The 25,581-nt window shown below is 70.3% G+C and carries 22 protein-coding genes; 7 read left to right on the top strand and 15 right to left on the bottom strand.

Annotated elements, in window-relative coordinates; genetic code table 11:
• Positions 1-39: 39 nt before the first annotated feature.
• The 3 genes from Pth03_RS18605 to Pth03_RS18595 form a co-directional block, all read right to left on the bottom strand.
• Positions 40-651, bottom strand: a complete 612-nt coding sequence (locus Pth03_RS18605) for a TetR/AcrR family transcriptional regulator (RefSeq protein WP_203945563.1) — start codon at positions 649-651, stop codon at positions 40-42.
• 7 nt (positions 652-658) lie between these two features.
• Positions 659-2,185: an MFS transporter gene (locus Pth03_RS18600; protein ID WP_239119148.1), complete on the bottom strand. Its 1,527-nt coding sequence runs from the start codon at positions 2,183-2,185 to the stop codon at positions 659-661.
• Between the two features lie 143 nt (positions 2,186-2,328).
• Positions 2,329-3,531: an MFS transporter gene (locus tag Pth03_RS18595; RefSeq protein WP_203945561.1), complete on the bottom strand. Its 1,203-nt coding sequence runs from the start codon at positions 3,529-3,531 to the stop codon at positions 2,329-2,331.
• 217 nt (positions 3,532-3,748) lie between these two features.
• Here Pth03_RS18595 and panB point away from each other — a divergent pair, with 217 nt between their 5' ends.
• Positions 3,749-4,615, top strand: coding sequence for a 3-methyl-2-oxobutanoate hydroxymethyltransferase (gene panB / locus Pth03_RS18590; protein ID WP_203945560.1), 867 nt, complete (start codon positions 3,749-3,751; stop codon positions 4,613-4,615).
• A gap of 57 nt (positions 4,616-4,672) precedes the next feature.
• Here panB and Pth03_RS18585 read toward each other — a convergent pair whose 3' ends face one another.
• The gene (locus Pth03_RS18585; RefSeq protein ID WP_203945559.1) at positions 4,673-5,593 is read right to left on the bottom strand and encodes a serine/threonine dehydratase; all 921 of its coding nucleotides are present in this window, start codon (positions 5,591-5,593) and stop codon (positions 4,673-4,675) included.
• Positions 5,590-6,777, bottom strand: a complete 1,188-nt coding sequence (locus tag Pth03_RS18580) for a trans-sulfuration enzyme family protein (protein ID WP_203945558.1) — start codon at positions 6,775-6,777, stop codon at positions 5,590-5,592. The genes Pth03_RS18585 and Pth03_RS18580 overlap by 4 nt, the downstream gene beginning before the upstream one ends.
• A 123-nt stretch (positions 6,778-6,900) precedes the next feature.
• Between Pth03_RS18580 and Pth03_RS18575 the strand changes: the two genes are divergently transcribed.
• Positions 6,901-7,587, top strand: coding sequence for an alpha/beta hydrolase (locus Pth03_RS18575; protein WP_203945557.1), 687 nt, complete (start codon positions 6,901-6,903; stop codon positions 7,585-7,587).
• Positions 7,588-7,660: 73 nt separating this feature from the next.
• Here Pth03_RS18575 and Pth03_RS18570 read toward each other — a convergent pair whose 3' ends face one another.
• The 3 genes from Pth03_RS18570 to Pth03_RS18560 all read right to left on the bottom strand — a co-directional run bounded on the left by Pth03_RS18570 (position 7,661) and on the right by Pth03_RS18560 (position 11,077).
• Positions 7,661-8,980, bottom strand: a complete 1,320-nt coding sequence (locus Pth03_RS18570) for an esterase-like activity of phytase family protein (protein ID WP_203945556.1) — start codon at positions 8,978-8,980, stop codon at positions 7,661-7,663.
• 117 nt (positions 8,981-9,097) lie between these two features.
• Entirely contained in the window at positions 9,098-9,775 is a 678-nt protein-coding gene (gene npdG / locus Pth03_RS18565; RefSeq protein ID WP_203945555.1) for an NADPH-dependent F420 reductase, read from the bottom strand.
• 96 nt (positions 9,776-9,871) lie between these two features.
• Positions 9,872-11,077, bottom strand: a complete 1,206-nt coding sequence (locus tag Pth03_RS18560; protein WP_203945554.1) for a lipase family protein — start codon at positions 11,075-11,077, stop codon at positions 9,872-9,874.
• 130 nt (positions 11,078-11,207) lie between these two features.
• Between Pth03_RS18560 and Pth03_RS18555 the strand changes: the two genes are divergently transcribed.
• The gene (locus tag Pth03_RS18555; protein WP_203945553.1) at positions 11,208-11,786 is read left to right on the top strand and encodes a hypothetical protein; all 579 of its coding nucleotides are present in this window, start codon (positions 11,208-11,210) and stop codon (positions 11,784-11,786) included.
• A gap of 125 nt (positions 11,787-11,911) precedes the next feature.
• Positions 11,912-12,706: an ArsR/SmtB family transcription factor gene (locus Pth03_RS18550; RefSeq protein ID WP_203945552.1), complete on the top strand. Its 795-nt coding sequence runs from the start codon at positions 11,912-11,914 to the stop codon at positions 12,704-12,706.
• Here Pth03_RS18550 and Pth03_RS18545 read toward each other — a convergent pair.
• Positions 12,703-13,656: a LysR family transcriptional regulator gene (locus Pth03_RS18545; RefSeq protein ID WP_203945551.1), complete on the bottom strand. Its 954-nt coding sequence runs from the start codon at positions 13,654-13,656 to the stop codon at positions 12,703-12,705. The two genes, Pth03_RS18550 and Pth03_RS18545, sit on opposite strands and share 4 nt — an antisense overlap.
• Positions 13,657-13,761: 105 nt before the next feature.
• On the opposite strand from Pth03_RS18545, the gene Pth03_RS18540 reads away from it, so the two are divergent.
• The gene (locus tag Pth03_RS18540; protein ID WP_203945550.1) at positions 13,762-14,067 is read left to right on the top strand and encodes a CBU_0592 family membrane protein; all 306 of its coding nucleotides are present in this window, start codon (positions 13,762-13,764) and stop codon (positions 14,065-14,067) included.
• Positions 14,068-14,480: 413 nt separating this feature from the next.
• Here the strand turns inward: Pth03_RS18540 and Pth03_RS18535 are convergent, their stop codons facing one another.
• On the bottom strand, positions 14,481-14,660 hold the full coding sequence (locus Pth03_RS18535) for a hypothetical protein (protein WP_203945549.1): 180 nt from the start codon (positions 14,658-14,660) through the stop codon (positions 14,481-14,483).
• Positions 14,661-14,703: 43 nt separating this feature from the next.
• Between Pth03_RS18535 and map the strand changes: the two genes are divergently transcribed.
• On the top strand, positions 14,704-15,552 hold the full coding sequence (gene map, locus Pth03_RS18530; RefSeq protein ID WP_203945548.1) for a type I methionyl aminopeptidase: 849 nt from the start codon (positions 14,704-14,706) through the stop codon (positions 15,550-15,552).
• A gap of 70 nt (positions 15,553-15,622) precedes the next feature.
• On the opposite strand, the gene Pth03_RS18525 is transcribed toward map, so the two are convergent.
• From Pth03_RS18525 to Pth03_RS18510, 4 genes are all read right to left on the bottom strand, one after another.
• Positions 15,623-17,617, bottom strand: a complete 1,995-nt coding sequence (locus tag Pth03_RS18525; protein ID WP_239119146.1) for a bifunctional copper resistance protein CopD/cytochrome c oxidase assembly protein — start codon at positions 17,615-17,617, stop codon at positions 15,623-15,625.
• Positions 17,614-18,213 (bottom strand): copper resistance CopC family protein, encoded by a 600-nt coding sequence (locus Pth03_RS18520; protein ID WP_203945547.1) that lies wholly within the window; start codon positions 18,211-18,213, stop codon positions 17,614-17,616. The genes Pth03_RS18525 and Pth03_RS18520 overlap by 4 nt, the downstream gene beginning before the upstream one ends.
• Positions 18,214-18,285: 72 nt before the next feature.
• The gene (locus Pth03_RS18515) at positions 18,286-19,569 is read right to left on the bottom strand and encodes a helix-turn-helix domain-containing protein (RefSeq protein WP_239119166.1); all 1,284 of its coding nucleotides are present in this window, start codon (positions 19,567-19,569) and stop codon (positions 18,286-18,288) included.
• Positions 19,570-19,890: 321 nt separating this feature from the next.
• Positions 19,891-21,411 carry a PucR family transcriptional regulator gene (locus Pth03_RS18510; protein WP_203945545.1) on the bottom strand — a complete coding sequence of 507 codons (1,521 nt, stop codon included), beginning with the start codon at positions 21,409-21,411 and terminating at the stop codon, positions 19,891-19,893.
• Between the two features lie 107 nt (positions 21,412-21,518).
• On the opposite strand from Pth03_RS18510, the gene Pth03_RS18505 reads away from it, so the two are divergent.
• Entirely contained in the window at positions 21,519-23,747 is a 2,229-nt protein-coding gene (locus Pth03_RS18505; RefSeq protein WP_239119145.1) for a molybdopterin cofactor-binding domain-containing protein, read from the top strand.
• Between the two features lie 73 nt (positions 23,748-23,820).
• Here the strand turns inward: Pth03_RS18505 and Pth03_RS18500 are convergent, their stop codons facing one another.
• The gene (locus tag Pth03_RS18500; protein WP_203945543.1) at positions 23,821-25,449 is read right to left on the bottom strand and encodes an excalibur calcium-binding domain-containing protein; all 1,629 of its coding nucleotides are present in this window, start codon (positions 25,447-25,449) and stop codon (positions 23,821-23,823) included.
• Between the last annotated feature and the right edge of the window lie 132 nt (positions 25,450-25,581).

Raw genomic sequence — 25,581 nt, 5'->3', positions numbered from 1 at the left:
GCCGGGGTCCGGAGGTGCCGAGCCCCGGCGTGAGCGCGTTCAGCCGGCCCTGAAGCCCCGGAGCGCCTCGTCCACGATCCGCTCGGCCAGGTTGCCCGGCAGCTCTTCGTGGTCTCCGATCCACTTGGTGCGCCACATCATCGTCCCGGCGAGGATGGCCATCGCCATCTCGACGTCGAGGTCGGCGCGCAGCTCGCCGGCCGCGATGCCCCGCTCCAGGACGGCGCGGACCGTCGCCCTGCGCGGTTCGACGATGGTCTCCTTCAACCGCTCGGCCAGACGGGGATGGCGGTCCGTCTGGCCCATGGCGATGTTCATGATGCAGCGGGTGCGCACATGGCGGGACTCCTCTTCGATCACCCGGAGATAGGCGATCAGGTCGTCCCGCACGGATGTGCCCCGTAACGGCAGGATGGGCGGCTTGATCGTCGCCACGGCGTCGACGACCAGATCCTCCTTGTTGGTCCAGCGCCGGTAGATCGTCGTTTTCCCGACCCCGGCCCTGGAGGCGATCGCCTCGATGGACAGCTCGGACACGCTGATGCCCTCACCGAGCATGTCCAGGGCGGCCTCGATGATCGCCTTCTCCGCCTTCTCACTGCGGGGGCGGCCCGCCGGCCGGGCCACCCCTTCCGTCTGCTGCATCGTCATCGCCCGATCACGCTACCGCGGCTTCCTTCTTCTCCGGCTTCTCCGGCTCTCCCGTCGGCGCCGGAGCGGCATCGGCCGTACGGCCGGGCATCCACACTCCCACAACGATCACGCCCACGAGGGCCACCACGGCGGACCCGAGGGCGGCCAGGTGCATACCGCTGACGAAGGCCCCGTTGGCCGCGTCCATCAGGCGTGCGCCCTGGGCGCCGAGGTGCTCGGCCACGCCCGCCGCTCCGGAGATCGACTCGCTGACCGGGCCGCGCAGCTGCTCCGGCAGGGCCGCGACCTTGTCCTCCATGTCGCCGCGGTAGCTGGCCGACAGGACGGCGCCGAGGACGGCGATGCCGAGGGTGCCGCCGACCTGCCGCACGACGTTGCTCATCGACGAGCCGACGCCCGCCTTCTCCCGAGGCAGGGAGTTCATGATGGCGGTGGTCGCCGGGGGCAGGATGTTGGCCATCGCGGCACCCTGGACGAAACCGAGGATGAGGATCAGCCAGACCGGGGTGTCCACGTCGACCAGGGCATAGCAGGCCAGCGCCACTGCGATGACGGCCATCGCGACGGTACCGACCGCCTTGGAGCCGTACTTCGCCACCATCTTCGCGCTCTGCGGCGCGAAGATCAGCTGGGCGGCCGCGAACGGCAGGACCAGGGCGCCCGACTGCAGCGGCGTGAAGCCGCGGACGATCTGCCAGTAGAAGGCGAGGAAGAACATCACGCCCATGGCGGCGAAGAAGACCAGGCCGACGCTCGCGATGGCGGTCGAGAAGCCCGCGTTGCGGAAGTTGCGCACGTCGAAGGCCGGATGGGAGATCCGGCTCTCGTACCAGACGAAGCCGGCCAAGATGACCAGGCCCACCAGCGTCGGCACGATGACCTCGACGTCGACGACCGTGCCCAGGTCGCTGATCTTGACGATGCCGTAGACGAGCGCGATCAGACCGATGATCGACAGGAGCACGCCGACCGGGTCGAGGCCGACCTTGTTCGGGTCCTTCGAGTCGGGCACGAGCACCGTGTTGAGGATCAGGCTGAGGATGACGATCGGGACGTTGACCAGGAAGACCGAGCCCCACCAGAAGTGCGCGAGCAGGATGCCGCCGGTGATCGGGCCGATCGCGACGGCGATGCCGACGCCGCCCGCCCAGATGCCGATCGCCTTGCCGCGCTCGTGGATGGGGAAGACGTTGGAGATGATCGCCAGGGTGGCGGGCATGATGGCCGCGCCGCCGAGGCCCATCAGGGCGCGCGCGACGATCAGCTGCGTCGGGTCCTGGGCATAGGCGCTGGCCAGGGACGCGAGGCCGAACAGCACCATGCCGATCAGCAGCATCTTCTTGCGGCCGAAGCGGTCGCCCAGCACGCCGAAGGTGAACAGCAGGCCGGCGAAGACCAGGGTGTAGGAGTTCATGGCCCACTCCAGCTGGCTCTGGGTGGCGCCCAGACCCTGGACCGGGTCGGCGATCGTCTTGATCGCCACGTTGAGGATGGTGTTGTCGAGGACGACAGCCAGAAGGCTGAAGACCATCACGCCGAGAATCTGCCAGCGGCGTGGGTGGCCGGTGTGGGCTTCCACTAATCCCCCAGGGAAGTTTTCGATACGCTCAAGTTTCGCAACGCAAGCGTAGCGATAGATATTTCGATACGCAACGGTGTCGTTTCATATGTCGATCATGCAGGCAGGGGGTCCACGGCGGCCTCTCCCGCGCCCGGCACGTCCCGCCAGAAGGGCAGCGCGGCGAGCACCAGCACCACCCCGGCCGCGCCGGCGGCCGCGAACGCCCAGCCCGGGCCGTACGCGTCGACGATCCCCCCGGCGACCGGGCCCGCGATCGCGACGCCGAGGGTGAGCGCGGTGCCGTGCAGGCCCATCGCCTCGCCCCGCGCCGCGGCGGGCACCCGGCGGTTCACCGCGGCGACGGTGGACGACAACGCGGGCGCGCACAGGAGCCCGCAGGGGGCCAGCGCCAGGCAGAGCCACCACCACCCGCCGCCCACGAGCCCGAGCGGCGCGGTGAGCGCGCACAGGCCCCCGATCAGCGCCAGCGGGGAGTAGCCCCGCGAGAGCCCGCCGTACACGAAGCCCCCGACCAGGGAGTAGCCGCACCACAGGGCGATCACCAGCCCGGTCAGCGACGTGGCGCCGCTGGCCTGCATGGTCGCCACCAGCGACAACTCGGTGGCGGTGAGCACGAAGGTCAGGGCGGACACCACGCCGAGCAGCGTGATCAGCCCGGCGCCGACCCACTGCCGGTACGGCACCGCCCGCCTCGTCTCTCCGCCCTCCTCCTCGGGCGACCGGGTCGGCGGATCGAGCAGGAACAACGCGACTCCCGAGCCGACCAGGCCGACGCCCACCGCATACATCGTCGCCGTGCTGGAGAAGGCGGTCACCGCGGCGGCGGCCAGCGCGGGACCGACCATGAACGACAACTCCACGGCCATCGAGTCGAGGGCGAAACCGGCCTGGTGGCTCTCCGGGGGCACCATCGCCCCCACGCACTGCCGGATCGCCCCGAAGACCGGCTGGCCGAACACCCCGGCGATCACGGCCCCCGCCAGCAGCGCGTGATATTGCAGCGAGGGGGCGACGCACCAGAAACCCAACTGAACCGCGGTCGTGACGGCGATCACCGGGCGCAGCCCCCGCCTGTCGACGATCCGCCCGGCCAGCGGCGAGCCGATCGCGGACCCGATCATGCTGGCCGCGCCCACCAGCCCCGCCTCCAGGAAGCCGAGGTTGAGGTGGTTGACGACGTGCAGCGTCAGCGTGATCCCCGTACCGGTCAACGGGATCCTGGCCACCAGGCCGACCAGCAACAACATACGCACGCCTGGCAGGGCCAGCACCCGCCGGTAAGGTTCTATCGCCATCTTGGTTGCTTACCTCCGGATGGCATTGTGCCCGGGATCACCGACATTTCCGACACCGGGTCGGTGAGCGGACAACGGGGCGCCCAGCAGGCCGTACGGCAGGCCCGACCAGGCGGGATTACCGACACGGGCCAGGGGTGTTCGATGCCATGACGACATGCGATGATCTGACTGTCCGGGGACGCCGCAGGGGCGCCACGAGGCCTTGGAGGTAGCCATGTCCTCTGTTTCCGCTGTACCCAACACACCCGCGTCCGGCTCGACGCCCACCCTCTATGGGGGCTCGTCCGGCCGCAGGGTCACCGTCCGCGACATCGCAGCCGCCAAGGCGCGGCGCGAGAAGTGGCCGATGGTGACCGCCTACGACGCCATGACCGCCAGGGTCTTCGACGACGCCGGCATCCCGGTGATGCTCGTCGGCGACTCGGCCGCCATGGTGGTCTACGGCTACGACTCGACGCTGCCCGTCACCGTCGACGACCTGCTTCCGCTGACCGCCGCCGTGGTCCGCGGGTCGTCGCGGGCGATGGTCGTCGCCGACCTTCCGTTCGCCTCCTACCAGGCCTCGCCGCAGCAGGCCCTGGAGACCGCGGCCCGCTTCATGAAGGAGGCGGGGGCCCATGCCGTGAAGCTGGAGGGCGGCCAGCGGGTGCTCCCGCAGGTGGAGTTGCTCGTGTCCGCGGGCATCCCGGTCATGGCCCACCTCGGCCTGACGCCGCAGTCGGTCAACGTGCTCGGCGGTTACCGCGTGCAGGGGCGCGGCCAGTCGGGCGAGGAGCTCATGGCGGACGCGAAGGCGCTGGAGCACGCGGGCGCGTTCTCCGTCGTGCTGGAGTGCGTGCCGAGCGACCTCGCCCAGCGGGTCACCGCCTCGTTGAGCATCCCGACCATCGGCATCGGGGCCGGCCCCGACACCGACGCGCAGGTGCTCGTCTGGCAGGACCTGATGGGGCTCACCACCCGCCCGGCCAAGTTCGTGAAGAAGTACTTCGACCTCGCCGGTGAGATGGACCGCGCGGTCCGCAGCTTCGCCGACGAGGTGGCGAACGGCGTCTTCCCCGCGCCGGAGCACAGCTACAGCTGACCGGCACAGACGACCGGCGCCGCTCCGCGGGTCTCCCCCGCGGAGCGGCGTCCGCGTCTATCCGGCCAGCGTGGTGGGATCGGTGTTGGAGCCGCACACGACGGCCACGACCCGCTCCCCCTCGGCCGGCACGTAGGCACCCGACTGCAGGGCGGCCAGCGCCGCCGCGCCTGCGTGCTCCGCGGCCACCCTGTGGTCACGCCACATGGCGAGCCGGGCCTCGACGATGGCGTCGTCGGTGACGAGCACGCTGGAGACCCGCCCGGCGACCGTCTCATAGGCGATCGCGCCGATCCGGCTCGCCCCGAGGGCGTCGGCGGCCACGCCGCTCACGTCCACCGGCACGGGGCCGCCCGCCGCCAGGGCGGCGTGCAGCGTGGGGATGCGCTCCGGCTCGACCGCCACCACCGCCGCCCGGCCGTCCAGCCCCGCCACGGTGCCCGCGACCAGACCTCCCCCGCCCACGGCGACCAGCACGGTGTCGAACTCCGCCTGCTCAAGAAGCTCCAGAGCGAGGGTGCCCTGGCCTGCGACCACGTCGACCTGGTCGTAGGCGTGGATCTCCAGCGCACCCGTCTCCGCGGCGCGCTTCCGCGACGCCTCGTACGCCTCGGAGTAGATGGCTCCCGCCTTCGTGACGCGGGCGCCGAGCGCGCGCAGGCCCTCGATCTTGACCGGACTGCAGACCTCGGGGACGAAGATCTCCGCGGGCACACCGAGCGCGCGGGCGGCGTACGCCACGGCCAGGCCGTGGTTCCCTCCGCTCGCCGCGATGACCCCGCCGCCGGGAATCGTGCCCCCGTCGCGGGCGGCGACGATCGTGTTGAAGGCGCCGCGCGCCTTGAAGGAACCCGCGTGCTGCATGCCCTCCAGCTTCAGCGCGAGATGTGGTGCGACCTGGGCCACCGGCGTGCGCAGCACGTGCGGCGCCATACGATCCGCCGCCTTCTCGACGTCCGCACGGGCGACGCCGGTCATGCGCCCGCCCCGCCCTCCAGTGCCTGCTGGAAGTCGGCCCACAGGTCCTCGGGGTGCTCGATGCCCACAGCCACCCGCACCGTGCCCTCGCCGATGCCCGCGGCGGCCAGCCCGGCCGCGTCGAGGCCCCGGTGGGAGGTGGTGGCCGGGTGCAGGATCAGCGTCTCCACGCCGCCGAGCGACGGCGCGAGCAGCGCCAGCCGTACCCCCTTCATGAAGGCCTCTCCGGCGGGGCGGCCGCCCTTCAGGTCGAAGGAGAAGACGCCGCCGAACTCGGGCATCAGCTTGGCCGCCACGTCGTAGGAGGGGTGGGACGGCAGCCCCGGCCAGTGCACGGCGGCGACGGCGGGGTGCTCGGCGAGCCTGGTCGCGAGCAGCCGGGTGTTGGAGCAGTGGCGCTCCATCCGCAGCGGCAGCGTCTGGATGCCGCGCAGGGTCAGCCACGCGGCGAACGGGTCCGCGGTCGCACCCAGTTCGAGCGAGTGCGTCCAGATCCTGCGGTACAGCTCGTCGGTGGCCGCGACCGCGATCCCGCCCAGCACATCGGTGTGCCCGGACAGGTACTTGGTGGTGGAGTGCACGACCACGTCCGCGCCGAGCTCGATCGGACGGCACAGCAGGGGCGAGGCGAAGGTGTTGTCCACGACGGTGACCAGCCCGGCCTCGCGCGCGGCCGCGCTCATCGCGGGGATGTCGGCGACCTGCGTCATCGGGTTGGCGATCGTCTCCAGATAGAGCAGCTTCGTCTCGGGCCGCACCGCGTCGCGCACCGCGCCGGGGTCGGCCTCCGGCACGTAGGTGACGGAGATGCCGTACCTCGCCTCCAGGTCCTTGAACACGGTGGCGGTGCCGCCGTACAACGCCGTCTGGGCGATCACGTGGTCGCCCGACCGGAGCAGTCCCAGCAACACCGTGCTGATGGCTCCCATCCCGGAGCCGGTCGCCACCGCGCCCGCGCCGCCCTCGAGCCCGGCGACGGCCTCCTCAAGCGAGCGGACGGTCGGGTTCGACAACCGCCCGTACACGAAGGCGCCGTCGGGGCGTCCCATCCCGTCGGCGAAGACGGCCGGGTCGTCGAACACGAAGCCGGAGGTCTGGTAGATCGGCACCGAGATGGGCGTGCTGCCGTTCAGCTTCGGCTTGGGCAGGTGGACGACCCGCGTTTCGGGATGAAGTGAGCTCATGGCGACCAGAATGACTTAACCAGGCGGAGATTGTCAGATCCAATCCGGTGGATTGGCCGGAGGTTCTTTACGCCCGTGGCGCAGAACCCGCCGCCCGCCGGATGAGCCGATCATGATGAGGTGATGAACATCACCTTCGTGCTGGTGCACAGTCCTTCTGTCGGGCCTTCGACGTGGACGCCCGTGGCCGACGTGCTGCGCGCCCGCGGTCATCGTGCCGTCGTGCCGTCCCTCGTCGACGTGACGGCGGGGCCGGGGCCGTACTGGCCGCGTGTGGTGGATCAGGTGGCCGCCGCCGCGCCCGCCCGCGGGCCGCTGGCGCTCGTCGCCCACAGCAACGCCGGCCTGTTCATGCCGCTGATCGTTCAGGCGCTGAAGGGGCAGATCGCCGGTTGCCTGTTCGCCGACGCGGCGCTCCCTCCCCGCACGGGGTCGGTCCAGGTCGCCGAGCCCGAGTTCCTGCCCTTCCTCCAGGGGCTCGCCGACGACTCCGGCGTGCTTCCCCGGTGGACGGACTGGTGGCCGGAGGAGGACGTGGCGCCGATGTTCCCCGACGAGGCGAGCCGGAGGGTGATCGTCGCCGAGCAGGCCCGGTTGCCTCTCGCCTACTACATGGAGGAGATCCCCGTTCCGGCACGCTGGGACCACGTCGGCAGCGCCTACCTGTGGTTCTCCGACGGCTACATCGGCACGGCGAAGGAGGCCGAGGAGCGCGGCTGGCCGGTGGAGCGCATCCCCGGCCTGCACCTGCACCAGGTGTGCGCGCCGGAGGCCGTGGCGGACTGGCTCACGGCCTCCGTCACGGTATGAGCGACGCGCCCACCGGTGCGGGCGGGATCGGGCCGGCCCTCTCAGCTCAGGAGGCCGGGCCGGAATCGGAGGCTCAGTGCGAGCCGAGGGGCTTGGCGAGCCTGACGGTGACGATGCGGCTGGCCACGCCCGTGTCGATCAGCTTGCCGTCGGGGCCGAAGTCGCCGAGGCCGAAGTCGTTGTCGTTGGCCACCGCGACGGTCCACCGATCGAGTACGGCCAGGCCCTCGATCTTGCCGGGCAGCGACGGGACCAGGGCGTTCGGCTCGAGGAGCAGCGACTTGGCGGGCAGCCGGATGCCGGACAGGTTGGTCAGGGCCTCCAGCGAGGGCGTGGTCTTCGGGTCGTCGTACCGGCCCTTGAGCAGGTTGCTCGCCCGCGACAGGTCGATCTGGTAGATCCGCGTGACGTTGTCCGTCCGCTCGTCGACCAGGATGCGGCCGGGGCCCACGTAGGCCAGGCCGGAGATCTTCATCTGGCTCTGGTCGCCGTTCACCTTCGGGTCGAAGGTGGTGACGTCCTCGAACTTGTAGGCGTACTCGCCCGTGACCTTGCGCGAGCGCAGGTCGAAGGTGAGGATGCGGGAAATCCGTGACGTCTTGGCCGTCGCCATGTCGGGGTTGGCGAGCGGGCTCTGCACGGCGAGGTACAGCGTGCGCTCGTCGGAGGACATGGCCAGGCCCTCGAAGCCGCGGTTCTGCTGACGCGAGGCCAGGATCGCGGGCAGCGTGTCGACGACGGGGTAGTCGGCGCCCTTGAGGCCCAGACCCTTGGGGACGTACCGCTCCAGGACGCGGCCGGTCCGCGACACGCGCAGCAGCGAGGGGCTGTACTCGTCGACGAGCCAGAAGTCGCCGTTGCGGGTGCGGACCAGGTCCTCGGTGTCGAGCCCGCTGGGGTTGAACGGCAGTTTCGTCAGGCCGTCCCACGTGAACGGGGTCTCGTCGTGGACGTTCTGGTTGGACATTCCCGTCACGGGCTTGCCGTACGCGCCCACGATCGGCATGTACTTCTTGATCGAGGCCTTGCCGTGCTTCACGGTGACGTTGACGATCGCCGGGGCGAATTCAGGCACGGGGAACGTCCGGACCTTCACGCCGTTGACGGTGGGCTGGCCGTTCGGGCCGCGGTCGGTGACCATCCAGAACTCGCCCGGCTTGTCGCCGGGGAACAGGCCGCTGCCGACACCGCCGAGCTTGATCCCGTGGTCGTCGGCGATGGTGGGCTGGATGCTCTTGAGCGCGGGCGCGGGAAGGGTCACGTCGGAGACGACGACCGGCTTCTTCGCGTGGCTCGGGGCGTGGTTCGAGGGGTGGGTCGCCGCGGCGGCCCCGGAGGCTGGAAGTGCGATTGCCGCGGCGAACGCCAGCCCGGCGGTTACGGGACGGATCATCAGGTGCCTTTCAGACTCGGGCAATAGCGCCTGAAAGTAATGACCGCCCGCATCCCCCCGGTGAAGATCAAATGAACGACGCGTGCCGTCTCCGCGGGGGGATCCGCCGTGCCGGCGCTACACGTCGGTGACGCGCAGACCCGCGTGCGCCTTGTAACGCCGGTTGATCGAGATCAGGTTGGCGGTCAGCGCCTCCACCTGGTGGGCGTTGCGCAGCCGGCCCGCGTAGACGCCGCGTGCGCCGGAGATCCGCGAGGCGAGTGCCTGGACGACGTCAGTGGCCTCGCGGTCGTCCCCGAGCACCAGGATGTCGAGGTCGATCTCGTCAACCTCGGGGTCGAGCAGCAGCACCGCCGACACATGGTGGAAGGCGGCGACGACGCGGCTTCCGGTCAGCACGGCAGCCGCCTGCTGGGCGGCGCTCCCCTCCTCCACCGGGAGGGCGTAGGAGCCCTGCTTGTCGAAGCCGAGCGGGTTGACGCAGTCCACGACGATCTTGCCGTCGAGCTGGTCGCGGAGGGATTCGAGCAGCGCCTTGTGCCCTTCCCACGGCACCGCGACGATCACGATGTCGGCCTCGGCCGCGACGGCGGCGTTCTCCGCGCCCCGCACGCCGATGCCCTCGGCCGCCTCCTGGGCGCGCTGGGCGCTGCGGGAGCCGATCAGCACGGTGTGCCCGGCGAGGGCGAACCGGCGGGCCAGGCCCCTGCCCTGGTCTCCGGTGCCGCCCAGGATGCCGATCGACAACTCGGAGACGTCGGGCATGCCCTTGGACGATTCGGTGTGCTCAGCCATGTCACAGATCATGCCAGGCCAGTCGATTCGCCGCGGACCCAGGGGACCGCGCCTCATCAGCCGGCCCGTCGGCCGGCCCATGGCGGCCCGTACGGCTCAGCAGTTGCCGACTGCGGGCAACCCGACGACCCTGCCGGCCAGCCAGCCGATCGCCAGCGGGCCGCCCTCCACCGCGCCGAGCACATGGCTGCCCGCCGGCACGCCCGTCCACGACACCTTCACGCCGCGCGCGCAGTACTCCTTCCGCAAAGCGGAGCCCACGGCGTACGGGATGATCTCGTCGCCCTTCGCGTGGTAGAGGAACACGGGCACGCGAGGGGCGCTCGTGCCGAGCCGGTTCTCCTGGAGGCGGGCCCGCCATGCGGGCAGGCGCATCACGTCGGTCGTGGTGAGCTCGCTGAGGCTGCGCCCGGCGAGCGACGACCGCAGTTGCGCCACGCAGGCGTCGCGGGCGGCGCCGAACAGGGTGGCGCCCTCGGGCGTCAGGTGGCTCCAGAGGGCCAGCTCCGGATACGCGGCGTCGAGCCCGAGGCCGGCGGCCGCCGCCAGGCCGAAGTCGGAGGTGCCGTCGAGGTTGCGGGCGACCGCCTCCAGGTCCGCCGGCACGCCTCCAGCCGCCACTCCCCTGAGCCGCAGCTCGGGAGCGTACGACGGCTGGAGTTGCGCGGCCCAGGCCGCCGCCGAGCCTCCCTGGGAGTACCCCATGATGACGACGGGCGCGTCGCCGGACAGCTTCGCCTCGCCGACGCGCGTCGCCGCCCTGATCGAGTCCAGTACGGCATGGCCCTGCGAGACGCCCACCATGTAGGTGTGGTCGCCCGGCGTGCCGAGACCCTCGTAGTCGGTGACGACCACCGCCCAGCCCTTCAGCAGCATCAGGCTCATGAGGGCCAGCTCGGCCTCGGTGCCCCGTGCCATCGCGGCGGACGGCGCGCACTGGTCGCCGAGCCCATGGGTGCCGACGGCATAACCGGCGATCGGCCTCCTGCCGAGCAGGTAGGGCGTCCTGGGGACGAGCAGGGTGCCCGACACGATGGTGGCGCCGCTGGTGGCCGAGGTGGACCCGTAGCGGATGTGCCACGCGTTGACGGGCACCTCGAGAAGCCTGCCCGGCGCGAAATAGACGGTCGTCGGGCTGGCCTGCACGACCTGGCCCGCGACGACCTGGCTCGCCGCTTCGGCTGCGGCGGACTCTCCTGTGGCTGACTCCGCTGCGACTGCGGAGCGTGCCGTGCCGCCCAGTGCGAGCGGCAGGACAACAACCCCGATCATGGACATGATGGCGCGAACACGGAGGTTCATGAAGCCGCCTTCCGGCTATTGGATCATTTTCCAAGAACGGCACCGTGGACTGATCGTTACTTTCAGGTAACGCTCTGTCAAGGCGCTGAAGTACGGGACTTCACCACCGCCTGTCAGGCACCATGGCGGAATGGACACCGCGTCGGTGAGCCTGCTGCGCGAGGCGCTCGCCTCGACGGGATGGCTCGAGCAGACCCGGCAACTCGGGATGGCCCTGCGGACCACCCGCTCCCCCGGCGGTCTGATGGTCGTCGGCACCCCTGACGACGAGCCATGGCACGTGACCGCGCACCTCGCCGATGAGGCGCGATTGTCCGGCCTGGCGCAGTTGTCCCCCACCTTGCTGCGCTGGGACCCTCCGCCGAACGCGCCCGCACATCTGCGTGTCGGGCTGGACCGCCTCCAGGAGACCGGGCGGGGCGAGACGCTCTTCATCGTGTCCGAGCAGCGCGCCCCCGTGCCCCTGCTGGAGCGGGTCGACGACGCCCGCCGTACGGGCGCCACGATCCTCGCCATCGAGGGTGGCGACCCCGAGCTGGAGTCTCTGGCCCACGACGCGATAGCCGTACGGCCGGACGAGGCGCTCATCACCTTCGACGCCGCGCAGCACCTGGTGAGCATGGCGGCCGGGGAGGTGCGGCGGGCGAGCCTGCGCGAGCGGCTGGCCCGGCTCGCCGACTGGGTGACCGGCCCCCGGGTGAGCGACTGACCCACGGCGGTTGACATGCAGCCGAAAGGTTGCCTACCTTCACATGCAACCAAACGGCTGCATGTGGCGATGCGAGACACCCGTCTCGCAGTGGCCTGTTCCAGAACGAGTTTTTTCGGAGCGGGATGGACGAGGTGTTCAAGGCGCTGGCCGACCCCAGCCGGCGCCGGCTGCTCGACGACCTGAACCAGCGGGGCGGGCAGAGCCTGCGGGAGTTGTGCGCCGGGCTCGACATGACCCGGCAGTCCGTCAGCAAGCATCTGGCGGTGCTGGAAGAGGCGGGCCTCGTCGTCACGGTGTGGCGCGGCAGGGAGAAGCTGCACTACGTCAACGCCGAGCCGATCAACGCCATCGCCGACCGCTGGATCGCCCGATACGACCGCCACCGTGCACGTGCGCTCGCCGACCTCAAGGAAGCATTGGAGTCCGAACCGATGAGCGACACCGAATTCGTCTACCGCACCTACATCAGAACCACGCCCGAGCGCCTGTGGCAGGCGCTGACCGATCCGGCGTTCACCAAGCGCTACTGGGGCGTCACGTTCGAGTCGGACTGGAAGCCGGGCTCGCCCGTGGTGTGGGAGACCCGCGGCGTACGCATGGCCGACCCCGAGCAGGTCGTGCTCGAATCCGAGCCTTTCACCAGGCTGGCCTACACCTGGCACACCATCACGCCGGAGTTCGCCCGGGCCCACGAGATGGACGAGGAAACCCTGGCCCGGTGGTCCGCGGAACGCCGGACGAAGGTGACCTTCGAGCTCGAGCAGATGGGGCCGACGGTCAAACTGACCGTGATCCACGACGACTTCGAACCGGGAAGCACCATGCTCGCGGGCGTGCAGGAAGGCTGGCCGCACCTCCTGTCCAGCCTGAAGACGCTGCTGGAGACCGGCGACACTCTGCCCGAGACCGCAGGCTAGCCGCGCGAGATCGGCGGCCTGCTGAGCTCCCCGACCCGGTCGGTCAGCTCGGCCGCCGCCTCCCGCAACACCTCGATGACCGCGCCCTGCACCGGGTCGGGCTCCCCCGAGGTCGTGCGGCTCACCCGGGTCAGCGCCTCGATCCGGCGGGACCCCACCCCGTGGATCCCCGTGACCACGACCTCGCCCGCAGGCACGTCGAGCAGCGCCAGCGACGGCACGATGGCCACCCCGTGTCCTGCCGACACGAGCCCCAGGGTCGGCGGGAACTCGGCGATGACGTGCACCCTGTTCGGCGTGAACCCGTGGAGCTGCGCCAGCCGCTCAAGGGCCTGGCCGCAGGCCTGGTCCGGCACTCCGGCCACCCAGGGCAGGTCGGTCAGGTCGTCGACCGCCTCGGGGATCGTCCCCCAGCCGGGCGGGACGACGATGCGGTATTCGTCGTCGTAGAGCCGGTGCCGCGACATCGACGGCAGGGAGGGGGCGGGCTGGTTCATGTCCCGCTCGGTGACGACCAGGTCCACCCCGCCCAGGCGGAGCTCCTGCAGGGCGGGCGGGCCGAAGATCTCCTGGATGACCGGCGTGATGCGCGGATGCCGTACGGACAGCTCGCGCAACGCGGGCACCATCAGGTGGCGGATCACGGTGGGGAACGCCGCTATCGTCACCGGGCCCGACAGGCGCTCGGTGAAACGGTTGAGCTCGCGCTTGGCCTCGGCGAGCTGCTCCTCGATCCGCTCGGCGTAGGCGGCGAGCACGCGGCCGGCCGGGGTCAGCGAGACCCTGCGCTGCGACCGGTCGACGAGTGCCAGGCCCACCTCGCGTTCGAGCTGGGCGAGCTGCTGGGACACCGCCGAAGGAGTGAGGTGCAGCGCCTCGGCCGCCTTCATGACGCCGCCTCTGCGGAACACCTCATGCAGGATCCGCAGCCGCCGTGGGTCGATCTCCATACAGCTAAGCTTACGTCATGCTTAAGATTTCTTCACTTGAACTTCATTGGCTAGGGCCGGGATGATTGAACCATGAACCACCTCTCTGGCCGCAGGTAGACCACGATGTCCGCATTTATCACGATCATTGGCACTCTTGGTGCCATCATCCTTTTGTACGGCTATGCCATGGTTTCTGCCGGGAAGATGTCCGGCGACGGCCTGTCGTACCAGGCTCTCAACTTCGTCGGCGCCGCCACCCTCATGATCAACAGCGGCTACCACTCCGCCTGGCCGTCCGCCATCCTGAACATGATCTGGAGCGGCATCGGCGTGGTGACCCTAGGCCGCCTGATCGCTTCCCGGGCCCGCAAGAAGCCCGCCCAGCCCGAAGCCACCCCCGCCGGGCCAGAACTCCACCCCATCCCCTGACCCCGTCCACATCCCCCGACCCCGTCCGCGTGATCATGCAGAAGTTCGCCGGCACGGCGCCTGACCTGGCCATCCCCGCGCCGTGATCATGCAGAAGCTCGGCGACAGGTCACTTGACCTGCGCTTCCCATCATCGTGATCATGCAGAAGTTCGCCAGCACACCCCCTGACCTGGCCAAACGATGAGCGTGATCATGCATCCGAGAACACACGCCGAGCCAGTGCATGATCACGACAATCATCGCCGCAGCTAGGCACGCGGATGACCGAAGTTCTGCATGATCACGAATGGCGTTGTGGCAGGTCAAGACGGCCCCCGTCGAACTTCTGCATGATCACGCCCAGGGGGTGGGCAGGTCAGTGGGCACCCGGCCGAACTTCTGCATGATCACGGCCAAACTTGGAGGGGGATGTCAGTCGTCGTTCCATTCCTTGTCTTGGGCTTTCCAGGCCTTGTTTCGCTCGTCCGCTGTCTGGAGGGCGTGTTCCGCGGCCTCCTGGGTGTCGTAGGGGCCGAGCCTGTCCTTGTTGGGACAGCCCTTCTCCCCCTCGACGCGCATGTGCTTGAGACAGAACCACCATTGATCGCTCACGTCGTAAATGGTGCCCCCTCAAAGCGCAACTAGACTTGGCGCCATGACGACGCTGCTCCGGCCCGGGCGTATCTCGCCCACGCGCAAGGTTCCCTCCCACATCAAGCGCCCGGAGTACGTCGGGAAACCGGAGCCCACAAAGGGCGGCGGCGACGTCCAGACGGCCGAGACGATCGAGAAGATGCGCGTCGCGGGCCGGATCGCGGCGCAGGCGCTGCAGGAGGTCGGCAAGCACGTCGCCCCCGGCGTGACCACCGACGAACTCGACCGGATCGGCCACGAGTTCCTCTGCGACCACGACGCCTACCCGTCCACCCTCGGCTACCGGGGCTATCCGAAGTCGCTGTGCACCTCGATCAACGAGGTCATCTGCCACGGCATCCCCGACGACACGGTCCTGAAAGACGGCGACATCGTCAACGTCGACATCACCGGCTTCATCGGCGGCGTGCACGGCGACACCGATGCCACGTTCCTCGTGGGCGACGTCGACGAGGAGTCGCGGCTGCTGGTCGAGCGCACGCACGAGGCGACCATGCGGGCGATCAAGGCGGTCGCTCCCGGGAGGCAGCTCAACATCGTCGGCCGGGTGATCGAGGCGTACGCCAAGCGCTTCGGCTACGGCGTGGTCCGTGACTTCACGGGGCACGGGATCGCGACGTCGTTCCACTCCGGCCTGATCGTCCCCCATTACGACGACCCGTCGCTGCAGGTCACCCTCGTCCCCGGCATGACGTTCACGATCGAGCCGATGCTGACGCTCGGCACGATCGAGTACGACATCTGGCCGGACGGATGGACGGCGGTGACCAAGGACCGCAAGCGGACCGCGCAGTTCGAGCACACGATCGTGGTCACCGACTCGGGCCACGAGATCCTGACGCTCCCCTGAGCAGGCATCAAACAGCCGGCTCAAGCAGCCGGACTCAGGCAGGCGGCCCCCGGACGCCCGGGGGTCCCGCCTACTCGGCCGCCGCGTCCCGCTTGTTGATCTTGGCGAGGTAGTCGTTGTAGGCGTCGAGCTCTGCGTCTCCTGAGCCGCCGGTCTTGGCGGCGACGGCGTCGGCGCGCCGGTCGGCGCGCAGCGCCCGGCGGTTGTCGTCGCGCCACCACTGGATGGCGAGCGCGAGCAGCACGATCAGCGTCGGGACCTCACCGAACGACCAGGCGATGCCGCCGCCGGTCACCTGGTCGGCCAGCGACGAGGCACCCCATGTACGGCCCAGCTGGTCGTACCACTCGGAGGCGATCACCGTGCCCATGCTCATCAGCGCGACTCCGAAGAACGCGTGGAACGGCATCGTCACCAGGAGCAGCACCAGGCGGGCGACGTAGGGCAGCCGGTGCGGCCCCGGGTCCACCCCGATGATCACGTAGAAGAAAAGGCACCCGCTGAGCAGGAAGTGCAGCGACATGGCGATGTGCCCGAGGTGCTCTTCCATGGCCGAGGCGAACAGCGGGGTGAAATACAGCGCGTACGTCGAGGAGATGAAGATCGCCGTCGCGATCGCCGGATGGGCGACGACCTTCATCACACGGCTGTGCAGGATCACTGTGATCCACTCGCGCGGGCCGCGGTCGCCTCTGCGTGCGGCGGGCTTGAGCGCGCGCAGAGCGAGGGTGACCGGGGCGCCGAGCACCAGGAAGATCGGCACCAGCATGGAAAGGATCATGTGCTCGGTCATGTGCACGCTGAACAGCACGGGCGCGTAGCGCGCGATGCCGCTCTGGGTGGCGAGGAGGAGGACGACGACGCCGGCGAACCACAGGACCGTGCGCCCCCACGGCCACGTGTCTCCGCGGCGGCGAAGCCGCACCACCCCTGCGGCGTACAGACCGCCCAGGACGACGGCGATCACGGCGAAGAAGAGGTCGAACCACCACAACGCCACGAGGTTCCACACCGAGACGGGGGGCGGCATCAGGTAGCCGAGCAGGTCGAAGGCCCGGTCGATCGGCACGTCGGGCGGCGGCGGGGCGGTGCGGGACAAGGCGACGGCGACGCCGAGGGTCGCCGACATGAGCACGACCTCGCCCAGGGCAAGGCGCAGGAAGGATCGCGACTCGCCCGCGGCCAGCTTGGACAGCGTTCCCTGGCGGTGGCGCCATCCGATGACGCCCAGCACGACGAAGACCGCCGTCTTGGCGAGCAGCAGGAGCCCGTAGGCGGAGGTGAACAGGTCGCCGACGGAGGACAGGCGGGCCAGCACGCTGGCGACGCCTGAGACGCCGACCCCGATGAAGCACCACAGGGCCATGCGGGAGAACCGGGAGGCGGCGATGTCGAGTTGCCGCTCTCCGCCGAGGGCGTGCACGCAGAGCACGCCGAGGCCGCCGACCCACAACGCCAGGAAGAGCAGATGGAAGGCGACCGAGGTGGTCGCCAGCCCGTGGTTGGGCGAGGAGGAGGAGTGGCCGGTCAGCGCGGGCGGCAACAACGTGGCCAGCGCGAAGACCAGAAGCCCGGCCGCAGACCCGGCGGTGATGGCGCCGCGGGCGAACAACGCGATGGCGACGCCGAAAAGCACCACCAGCGTGAGCGCGATGCCCTGCGGCACCTGGCTGGCGTAGCTGGTCAGCTCGGTTCCGGCGAGGACCTCGCTCACCGGCGCGCCGAGCGTGTCCGACAGGCTGAAGATCAGCGTGGAGCCGGCGGCGACCGCCCAGACCAGGGCGGCCCAGGAGGCGGCCTTCACATATTCCTGGGCGGGCTTGCCGAGCAGCCCTTTGTCGCTGGGCAGGAGGGCGGTCGCGAAGAGCAGCAGGCCCACGGTCAGCACGCCGGAGAAGTCCATGACCAGCTTGGACAGCGGCAACATCCAACGGGTCAGCGTGCCCTCGTCGGGCAGGCCGGGGATGAACCTGGGAGTAACCGCACCCCCGGCGACCATCCCGATCACGAGAGCGACCGTCGCGGCGCAGACGGCGGCGACGGTGAGGCGCAGTGTCCTGTTCACGGCTTCTTCCGCAGGCTGAGGACCATGCCGATGCCGATGCCCGCGACTCCGAAGACGACGACCCAGAGCCACCCGGGGATCTTCGGCTCGTCCTGCTGGTCGGCTCCGGCCGGCGAGGTGGCAGCGGTGACGGCGGTGGCGGTTTCCGAGGCTTCGATCGCTCCGGGAGTCGTGTTCGTCGTGACGGCCGCAGACGGGCCGGCCGACGCGGACGGCGTGGCCGACCCGGGACGTTCGATCACCTTGAAGGGGATCTCCCCCACGATCGGGTGGCCGTCTTCGGAGACGACCCGCCAGGCGATCGTGTAGCCACCCGGCGGGAGCGGCGCGTTCACGGCCTGGCTCAACCTGGTGCCGTTCACGACCGGCTGGCCGCTGTCATGGCGATTACCACCCGCGTCGCGCACCTGCACGGTCGGGAAGCGCACCGAGTCGGTGAACTCGAGAACCACCTTGCGGAGGCTTTCCACCTCGGCGTTCTCCTTGGGCGTGCTGCTCCTCAACACCGTGTGCGCCTCGGCGGGAGGCGCGATCACGACGCCCAGAAGGACGGTGAAGGCAAGCGTGACGGCAACGGCGATCCGGGATTTGTTCATGGCAGCTCCAAGGCTACCGATGCGGACCCCCGGTCCACACCCCGCGCCTTCAGCCCGCCGGACCGCCTGAGGTCACAGACCCACACAGTCGAGCGCCCGCTGGTAGGCAGCCACGCTCTTCTCGTCCTCCCCGAGCTGCCCGAACGTCTCAGCTGCGGTCTGCCAGGCCTCCGCGGTCCTGCGGGTGGCGGGCAGACGCTGCAGCGACGCCTCGGCCTTGGCCAGATCCGCCAGCGACTCCTCGTCCCTGCGCTGCAACCAGCGAACTTGGCTCACCACCAGCTGGGCGCTGGCCAGCACCGTGTCACTCGTCCCGGCTTCGGCCAGGTCGAGGGCTGTCTGCGCGTGGTCGGCGGCCTCATCGGGGTGGCCGAGGATCATCTCGGCCTTGGCGATGTTGAGCTCGCAGGTGGCGATGCTGGTCGTGCCCGCCGCCGACGCCTTGAGCTCCTCCAGGGCGCGCGTCGACAGATCCCTGACCGCGAGGGCCTCGGCCGGACGCACGCGCAACTGCACCTTGGCGTAGGCGGAGCGGAGCCGGGCGAGGTTGCGCGGCTCTCCGTTCTCCGATTGCACGGCCAGGGCGCGCTCGATGAGGGTCATCGCCTCCTCGCCGGACCCGACCTCCTCCGCGGTCAACGCGGCGTTCCAGCACGCGGCCACGATGGCCCGGGGCGTGCCGAGCGCCTCCGCCGCCGCGAGCAGTTCGCCGGCGAACTGGCGAGCGCGCAGCAGGTCGCCCCGCACGATGTAGACGGAAAGGAGCGTGGAGCCGAGCTCGATGAGGTCGTCGTTCCATACGGGGGAAGCCGTGGCGACGCTCGTCATGTCCTCGCCCACCCGCACCGCCGCCTCAAAGTCGCCGATCTCGCGATAGCAGCGGCACAGCGCGATCCCGATCTTGATGCGCTGCTCGGGAGTCTGGCTGTCCCCGTCGCTTTCCCGGAGGACGTTCAGTGTCGAGATCGCCTCGGGCAGGTCGCCGCACGCCTCACTCGCGAGCGCGTAGCCGTACTGCGCCTCCTGCCGGAGCGAGGGGAGGCCGGACAGGCTCTTGTCCTCGATGAGTTCCGCGAACCGGCGCCTGGCCTCAGTGAGGTCGCCGTTCTCCAGGGCCAGCCGGGCGAAGCGGAGCCCGACTTCGAGCTCTTCCATCTGCTCGGCGGTGACGCCGTTCACCAGGTAGGTCAGGGAGCAGTCGAGCTTCTGGGCCAGCAGCTCCAAGACGGCCGGAGTGGGGGTTCGCTTGCCGCTTTCAATGAGAGATACATAACTGTCGGATAGTTCAGGATGCGCCAGCTGTGCCTGTGAGAGGCCACGTTGACGACGGATTGTCTTGATCCGCTCACCGACCACACCTTGACTGGTCACGCACACCCCTTGAGAAGATGAAGTCCCGACATTTGGACCTTCACGAAAGAGACCCGCATGCGCCGCCTAGCCGTATTTGGCCTGACCGCCCTACTTGGGGCCTTCATGTTCATCGGGAGCAATGGTACGTCCGCCAGTGCGTCCACGACAGTAAAGATGTACATGAACGACTTCTGCTGCTGAGTCGTTACACAGGCCATCACACCAGGTAGGGGTAGCTACAGGGGTTCGTTCCTCAGTCCTCCCTCAGGGGGCCTTCCCTTCGGGGAAGGCAGGGGAGGGCCCGGCGGTGTCGGGGTGCCGCGCTCAGTCGGCGCGCAACGCCAGGAACAGATCCACCCTGTCTCTCATGGACGACAGGTCCTTGCCGGTCAGCTCTTCCACGCGGCGGATCCGGTAGCGGACCGTGTTGACGTGGACGTGCAGTCGTTCCGCGCACGCGTTCCACGACCCTGCGCTGTCGAGGAACGCGCCCAACGTACGGACCAGATCCGCCTGGTGGGTCCGGTCGTAGTCGAACAGCGGCCCGAGCAGCCGCCCGGCGAACGACCTGCGGATCTCACCGGGCACGGTCGCCAGCAGCAAGGCGTGCGTGTAGATCTCGTCGCTGGTCACCACCGCCCCGCCGCGGGCGTCGGCGAGCCGCCTGGCGTGGCCGGCCTCTTCGACTCCTCCGCGTATTGAGGCTGCCCCCTGGAGGGCGCCGCTCAGGCCGATCGACAGCCGAAGGCCGGGTAGCCCGCCGGCCAGCAGAACCGAGCGTTCACGGAGTCGCTCGGCGAGATCGTGGGCCTGCTCCCCCCGGAGCGGCACGATCGCGACGGATCCGTCCGCGCCGGACGCGGCCACCACCCGCCGGTCGAGCAACTCCTCCACGACCTGGCCCCCGAGCACCGAGGGGTCGGGCCCTTCGGCGGCTCCCCGCCGGGCGGCCGCGGCGGTCACCACGACGTATGGCTCAGCCGTGTCGATGCCGCAGGTCCTCATGCGGGCCGACAGCTCGGATGGGTCGGCGTCGCCGGAGCAGGCGAGCGCGATGAGCTGCTCGGCCAGGCGCCGCTCGACTCTGCGGCCCTCCTCCGTCCGGGTGCGCTCCATCGCCACGCATGACGCCAGCTCGAACCCGGTCTCCGCGTCGACCTCGCCCCGGCACGCCAGCGCCCAGCCGGCGGCGCGGTGCGAGCGGTCCACCGCGAACAGCGTGTACGGCTCGCCGTCCGGCCCGGTCACGAGGGCGGGAAGGCGGACGGCGGCCAGGAAGTCGTGCGCCAGCCGTACGGCATGGGCCTGGGGAAGGTCCCCGGCCACGACCGACCCGGCGGCGGAGATCACGGCGGCGGTGACGCCGAGCTCCGCGGCCGTGAGGTCGACCAGGCCGTCGAGGCCCGCGCCCTCGGCGACGGCGGCGACGATGCGGCGGCGCCTGCCGAGCACGCCACGCAGGTCCCCCGCCTGGGCGGCGGCCACCCGCCTCGCGACCGCCTCCGTGACCGCGCCAAAGGACACCTCCACCGGCACCTCGATCAGCGGGAGCCCCCGCTCGCGGCAGGCGTCCACGAGGTCGGCGGGGATGTGCCCGAGCAGGGCGTCTCCCGCGCCCAGTGCGGCGACGCCCGCCTGGACCAGGGCGTCCACGAAGCGGTGCGCGTCGGCGGGCTCCTGGCGCCACATGAGCCCGGTGAGCACGAGTTCGCCGCCCGCCAGGTAGCGCCCCGGCTCGGGCAGGTCGGTGACGACGGCGGCCACGATCTCCCGGTCCAGGCGCGTCTCGCCCACGAGCAGGCCGAGCCGGAGCTCCGGCATCGCCAGCAGATCACTCAGCAGCACACGACCTAGCGTATTTGGAGAAATCTACAATCATCGTCATGCGTGGTCTCCGGCTTTCATGCCGCCGCCCATTGGCCGCGATGACCTGGGTTGATGTACTTCATCGTGTGACCAGTATCAGGACCGGATCTCGCTCGGGAGTGGGCGAAAGCGTGCTGCGGCCCGACGGGACGCTCAAGGTGACCGGGGAGTTCGCCTACTCCTCCGACCTCTGGCTGGACGGCATGCTCTGGGGCGCGACGCTGCGCAGCCCGCACCCGTCGGCGTGGATCCGCTCGATCGACGTCGGCCCCGCCCTGGCCATGCCGGGGGTGTCCGCGGTGCTGACCCACAAGGACGTCCCCGGCGAGAAGTTCTACGGTCTGGAACTCAAGGACCAGCCCGTGCTGGCGATCGACCAGGTGCGCTACCAGGGTGAGCCGGTCGCACTCGTGGCGGCCGACCACCCGGAGACCGCGCGCCGCGCCGCCGCCGCGATCGTCGTCGACTACGAGGTGCGTGAGGCGGTCACCGACGCCCGCCGCGCCGCCTTCGACCCGTCGTGCCCGTCCGTGCACCCCGGCGGCAACCTCGTACGGCACCAGCCGGTCAGGGTCGGGGACACCTTCGAGGCCCCGGTCGTCGTGTCCGGGGAGTACGAGGTGGGCATGCAGGACCAGGCCTTCCTCGGCCCCGAGTCGGGCCTGGCCGTACCGGACGAGGACGGCGGCGTGGACCTCTACATCGCCACGCAGTGGCTGCACGTCGACCAGGGCCAGGTCGCGCCCTGCCTGGGACTGCCCAAGGACAAGGTGCGGCTGTCGCTCGCCGGAGTGGGCGGCGCGTTCGGCGCCCGCGAGGACCTGTCGATGCAGATCCACGCGGCCATGCTGGCCCTCAGGACGGGCAAGCCCGTCAAGATCGTGTACGGCCGGGAGGAGTCGTTCTTCGGCCACGTGCACCGGCACCCCGCGCGGATGCGGTACGAGCACGGTGCGACGGCCGACGGGCGGCTGGTCTACGTCAAGGCCGAGATCGTCCTCGACGGCGGGGCCTACTGCTCGTCGTCTCCCGCCGTGGTCGGCAACGCCGCCTCGCTGGGCGTCGGGCCGTACGAGGTGGACAACGTCCTGATCGACGCCTACGGCGTCTACACCAACAACCCGCCGTGCGGCGCGATGCGCGGGTTCGGCGCGGTGCAGGCCTGCTACGCCTACGAGTCGCAGATGGACAGGCTCGCCGAGGCGTGCGGCCTGTCTCCCGTGGAGATCCGTGTCCGCAACGCCGTGTCCCAGGGATCGCGGCTCGTCACCGGGCAGGTCGTCGACACCCCCGCCCCTCTGGCGGGCATGCTCGAGGAACTCGCCGCCATGCCCCTGCCCCCGCAGGCCTCCGCCGGCGCCGACCTGAGGTCGCTGCCGGGAGGAGTCGCCCAGACCACGCACGGCGAGGGTGTACGGCGAGGCGTGGGCTACGGCGTCGGCATCAAGAACATCTGCTTCTCCGAGGGCTTCGACGACTATTCGACGGCCCGGGTGCGCGTGGAACTGCTCGGGGGAGAGCCGCACGTGCTCGTCCACACCGCGGCCGCCGAGGTCGGCCAGGGCCTGATCACGATCAAGGCGCAGATCGCCCGCACCGAGCTGGGCATCGACAAGGTGACCGTCGCCCCCGCCGACACCTCCGTCGGCTCGGCGGGCTCCTCCTCCGCGTCCCGCCAGTCCTACGTGACGGGCGGCGCGGTCAAGGCGGCCTGCGAGGCCGTACGGGAGCGTCTCGACGCGATGCGGGCGCAGAACCTGGGGTCGCCCCTGGAGGAGCTCCTGGAGCTGCTGGGCCCGGTCGAGGAGACGCGGGAGTATCGCCACCGGCCGACGTTCCCGATGGATCCGGTCACAGGGCAGGGCGACTCGCATGTGCAGCTCGCGCTGTGCGTGCACCGGGCGGTCGTCGACGTCGACGTCGAGCTCGGCCTGGTCAAGGTCGTCGAGCTCGCGGCCGTGCAGGACGTGGGCAAGATCCTCAACCCGCTGGCGCTGGAAGGCCAGATCCACGGCGGGACCGCCCAGGGGCTCGGCCTGGCGCTCATGGAGGAGATCCAGATCAGGGACGGGAAGGTGCTCAACCCGTCGTTCACCGACTACCTGATCCCCACGATCCTCGACATGCCGCCGATGCGCCTGTCGATCCTGGAGAACCCCGACCCGCACGCGCCGTACGGCCTGCGTGGGGCGGGCGAGCCGCCCACCCTGTCGTCGACGCCCGCGGTCGCGGCCGCCGTACGGGCCGCGACCGGGCTCGAACTGCCTCGCGTCCCGATCCGGCCGGAGGACATCGCGCTCGTCCCCGCCGGCTGACAGTCTGCGGCCTGCCCAGAGCTCCGGCCGGTTTCCCGGCTAGCCCAGGTTTCCGGCTAGCCCAGGTTTCCAGCTAGCCCAGGTCTCCGGGGTCGCAGGCGACGCCGTCGCCGTCGGCGTCGTTGTACCAGGAGTACTCCTGATGGACGCCCTTGGTGTAGGGGCCGTAGCCGGCCAGCGTGGCCTGCTTGCAGTCGGGGAAGCGCATGGTGCCCGCCGTAGGCACGCCCCCGGAGGGGACGACGCCGGTGGAGGTCTGGCCGTCCGGGGCGCCGCCCTGCGCGCCCCCTTGGGTGCTGCCCGGCACCCCCGTCTGGTTGCCGGGCTGGGTGCCCGTCTGGGTGCCCGTCTGGGTTCCGGACTGGGTCGACGTCACGCCGGGGGCGTACGTGGTCGACGCGGTCGACGTGGGCGACGGGGTCGAGCCGGTCGCGGGCAGGCCTGGCACGCCGGGCGTCGCAGGCGTGCCGGTGCCGGTCAGCAGCCCGACGATCGCCGTGGCCTGGTCCTTGGTGAACCCGGCGATGCTGAGGCTGTCCTGAGTGATCGCCTGCGCGACGCGCGGGGCCGCTACCACCTGGTCCCCCACGACGATGGCGAGTTGCTGCTTCACGGTGTCGCGGGTGAGATCCGCGACCTGGTCGCGGGTGCCCGGGGAGAGCACCACGCGAATCGAGTAGGTGCCGTCACGCTCCGGCAGTGCCTCCACCTTCTGCAGCGTGGTGACGGTGACGCCGGGGTCGAGCTGGTAGCACGTCGAGCCGATGTTGTCGGGCACGGCGTCGGGTTCGGTGCACGGCGCGGCGTGCACGCCGGTCACCGGCGCGAAGTGCATTGGGGACTTCAGGCGCACCACCGGCGTGCCCGTCAACGGCGAGACGTCGGGGTTGCGCGTGCTCAGCACCGCGACGGTGGCGAGCACGGCGGCCACCGCGACCACGACGACGAGCGCGACGACCAGGATGACCGTCGTGCGGCGCGTCGCCTTGGAGGGGTTGCGGGGGGTCTTGCCTTCGGCCTTGTCCGCTTTCGCGGCCGAGCCGTCCTTATCGGATTCATCGGACTTGGTGGATTCATCGGACTTGCCGGCCTGGGTGTCCTGCGCGTCGCTGTCGCCCGCGGCGGTTCCGGAATCCCGGGGCGCCGTGGTTCCGGACCCTTGAGGCTTGTCGGCCCCGGTGCCGGATCCTTGAGGCTTGCCGGGCCCGGTGCCGGAATCTTGAGCCTTGCCGGCCCCTGTGCCGGAAGCCGGAGCCCCGGCGGGCACAGTGCCGGACCCCTCGGCCTTGCCAGCCGCCGTGCCAGACCCTTGAGGCTTGTCGGCCCCAGTGCCGGAAGCCGGAGCCTCGGCGGCTGTGGCGCCGGGCTCCTGGGCCTTGCCGGCCGCGGCGGGGCCGGAGGCCGGACCGACTGCGGGCACTTGGGGAACGCCGCCGGATTCCGCCTTGGCGGACTGTTTTTCACCGCTCGCGCGGGCATCGTGGCTCTTCACGCCGCCATGATTCTGGTGGACGTCGCGACCGTCGAAGCTCTGCTCGCCGTCGCGGCCCCTGCTGTCGTCACTGGACTGGGTGTCGGTTCCGGCGGAACGCGGACCCGCCCCGCCCGGTGCTTCGGAGGTTCCGGCGCCGCCTGTCGGCGGACCGGCGCCCTCGTCACCCGGGACGGCCGCGTCCTGCATCCCCACCTCGATCTCTGCCATCGCTTGCCCGAGCCTACCCAGGTATCCCAAGGGCGGGTAATCCCAAGGTCATCCCAAGGCAAGTTTTGGACCCGATTGACAATTTGTCGGGAATGTCCGTCGCATGCTTGCCCCTCGCGCCCTGCCGCGCAC

It is taken from the genome of Planotetraspora thailandica (genome assembly GCF_016863335.1).
GTDB lineage: Bacteria > Actinomycetota > Actinomycetes > Streptosporangiales > Streptosporangiaceae > Planotetraspora > Planotetraspora thailandica.
The sequence above is the reverse complement of the archived record's forward strand: the minus strand, read 5'-3'. Positions and strand labels throughout refer to the sequence as shown.

Excerpts from the sequence above, each read along its gene's own strand:
- panB (WP_203945560.1), top strand. The coding sequence starts at position 3,749 with ATGTCCTCTGTTTCCGCTGTACCCAACACACCCGCGTCCGGCTCGACG.
- Pth03_RS18575 (WP_203945557.1), top strand. The coding sequence starts at position 6,901 with ATGAACATCACCTTCGTGCTGGTGCACAGTCCTTCTGTCGGGCCTTCG.
- Pth03_RS18550 (WP_203945552.1), top strand. The coding sequence starts at position 11,912 with ATGGACGAGGTGTTCAAGGCGCTGGCCGACCCCAGCCGGCGCCGGCTG.
- Pth03_RS18595 (WP_203945561.1), bottom strand. The coding sequence starts at position 3,531 with ATGGCGATAGAACCTTACCGGCGGGTGCTGGCCCTGCCAGGCGTGCGT.
- npdG (WP_203945555.1), bottom strand. The coding sequence starts at position 9,775 with ATGGCTGAGCACACCGAATCGTCCAAGGGCATGCCCGACGTCTCCGAG.
- Pth03_RS18605 (WP_203945563.1), bottom strand. The coding sequence starts at position 651 with ATGACGATGCAGCAGACGGAAGGGGTGGCCCGGCCGGCGGGCCGCCCC.
- Pth03_RS18555 (WP_203945553.1), top strand. The coding sequence starts at position 11,208 with ATGGACACCGCGTCGGTGAGCCTGCTGCGCGAGGCGCTCGCCTCGACG.
- map (WP_203945548.1), top strand. The coding sequence starts at position 14,704 with ATGACGACGCTGCTCCGGCCCGGGCGTATCTCGCCCACGCGCAAGGTT.
- Pth03_RS18545 (WP_203945551.1), bottom strand. The coding sequence starts at position 13,656 with ATGGAGATCGACCCACGGCGGCTGCGGATCCTGCATGAGGTGTTCCGC.
- Pth03_RS18540 (WP_203945550.1), top strand. The coding sequence starts at position 13,762 with ATGTCCGCATTTATCACGATCATTGGCACTCTTGGTGCCATCATCCTT.
- Pth03_RS18585 (WP_203945559.1), bottom strand. The coding sequence starts at position 5,593 with ATGACCGGCGTCGCCCGTGCGGACGTCGAGAAGGCGGCGGATCGTATG.
- Pth03_RS18520 (WP_203945547.1), bottom strand. The coding sequence starts at position 18,213 with ATGAACAAATCCCGGATCGCCGTTGCCGTCACGCTTGCCTTCACCGTC.
- Pth03_RS18580 (WP_203945558.1), bottom strand. The coding sequence starts at position 6,777 with ATGAGCTCACTTCATCCCGAAACGCGGGTCGTCCACCTGCCCAAGCCG.
- Pth03_RS18500 (WP_203945543.1), bottom strand. The coding sequence starts at position 25,449 with ATGGCAGAGATCGAGGTGGGGATGCAGGACGCGGCCGTCCCGGGTGAC.
- Pth03_RS18570 (WP_203945556.1), bottom strand. The coding sequence starts at position 8,980 with ATGATCCGTCCCGTAACCGCCGGGCTGGCGTTCGCCGCGGCAATCGCA.
- Pth03_RS18600 (WP_239119148.1), bottom strand. The coding sequence starts at position 2,185 with ATGGTCTTCAGCCTTCTGGCTGTCGTCCTCGACAACACCATCCTCAAC.
- Pth03_RS18560 (WP_203945554.1), bottom strand. The coding sequence starts at position 11,077 with ATGAACCTCCGTGTTCGCGCCATCATGTCCATGATCGGGGTTGTTGTC.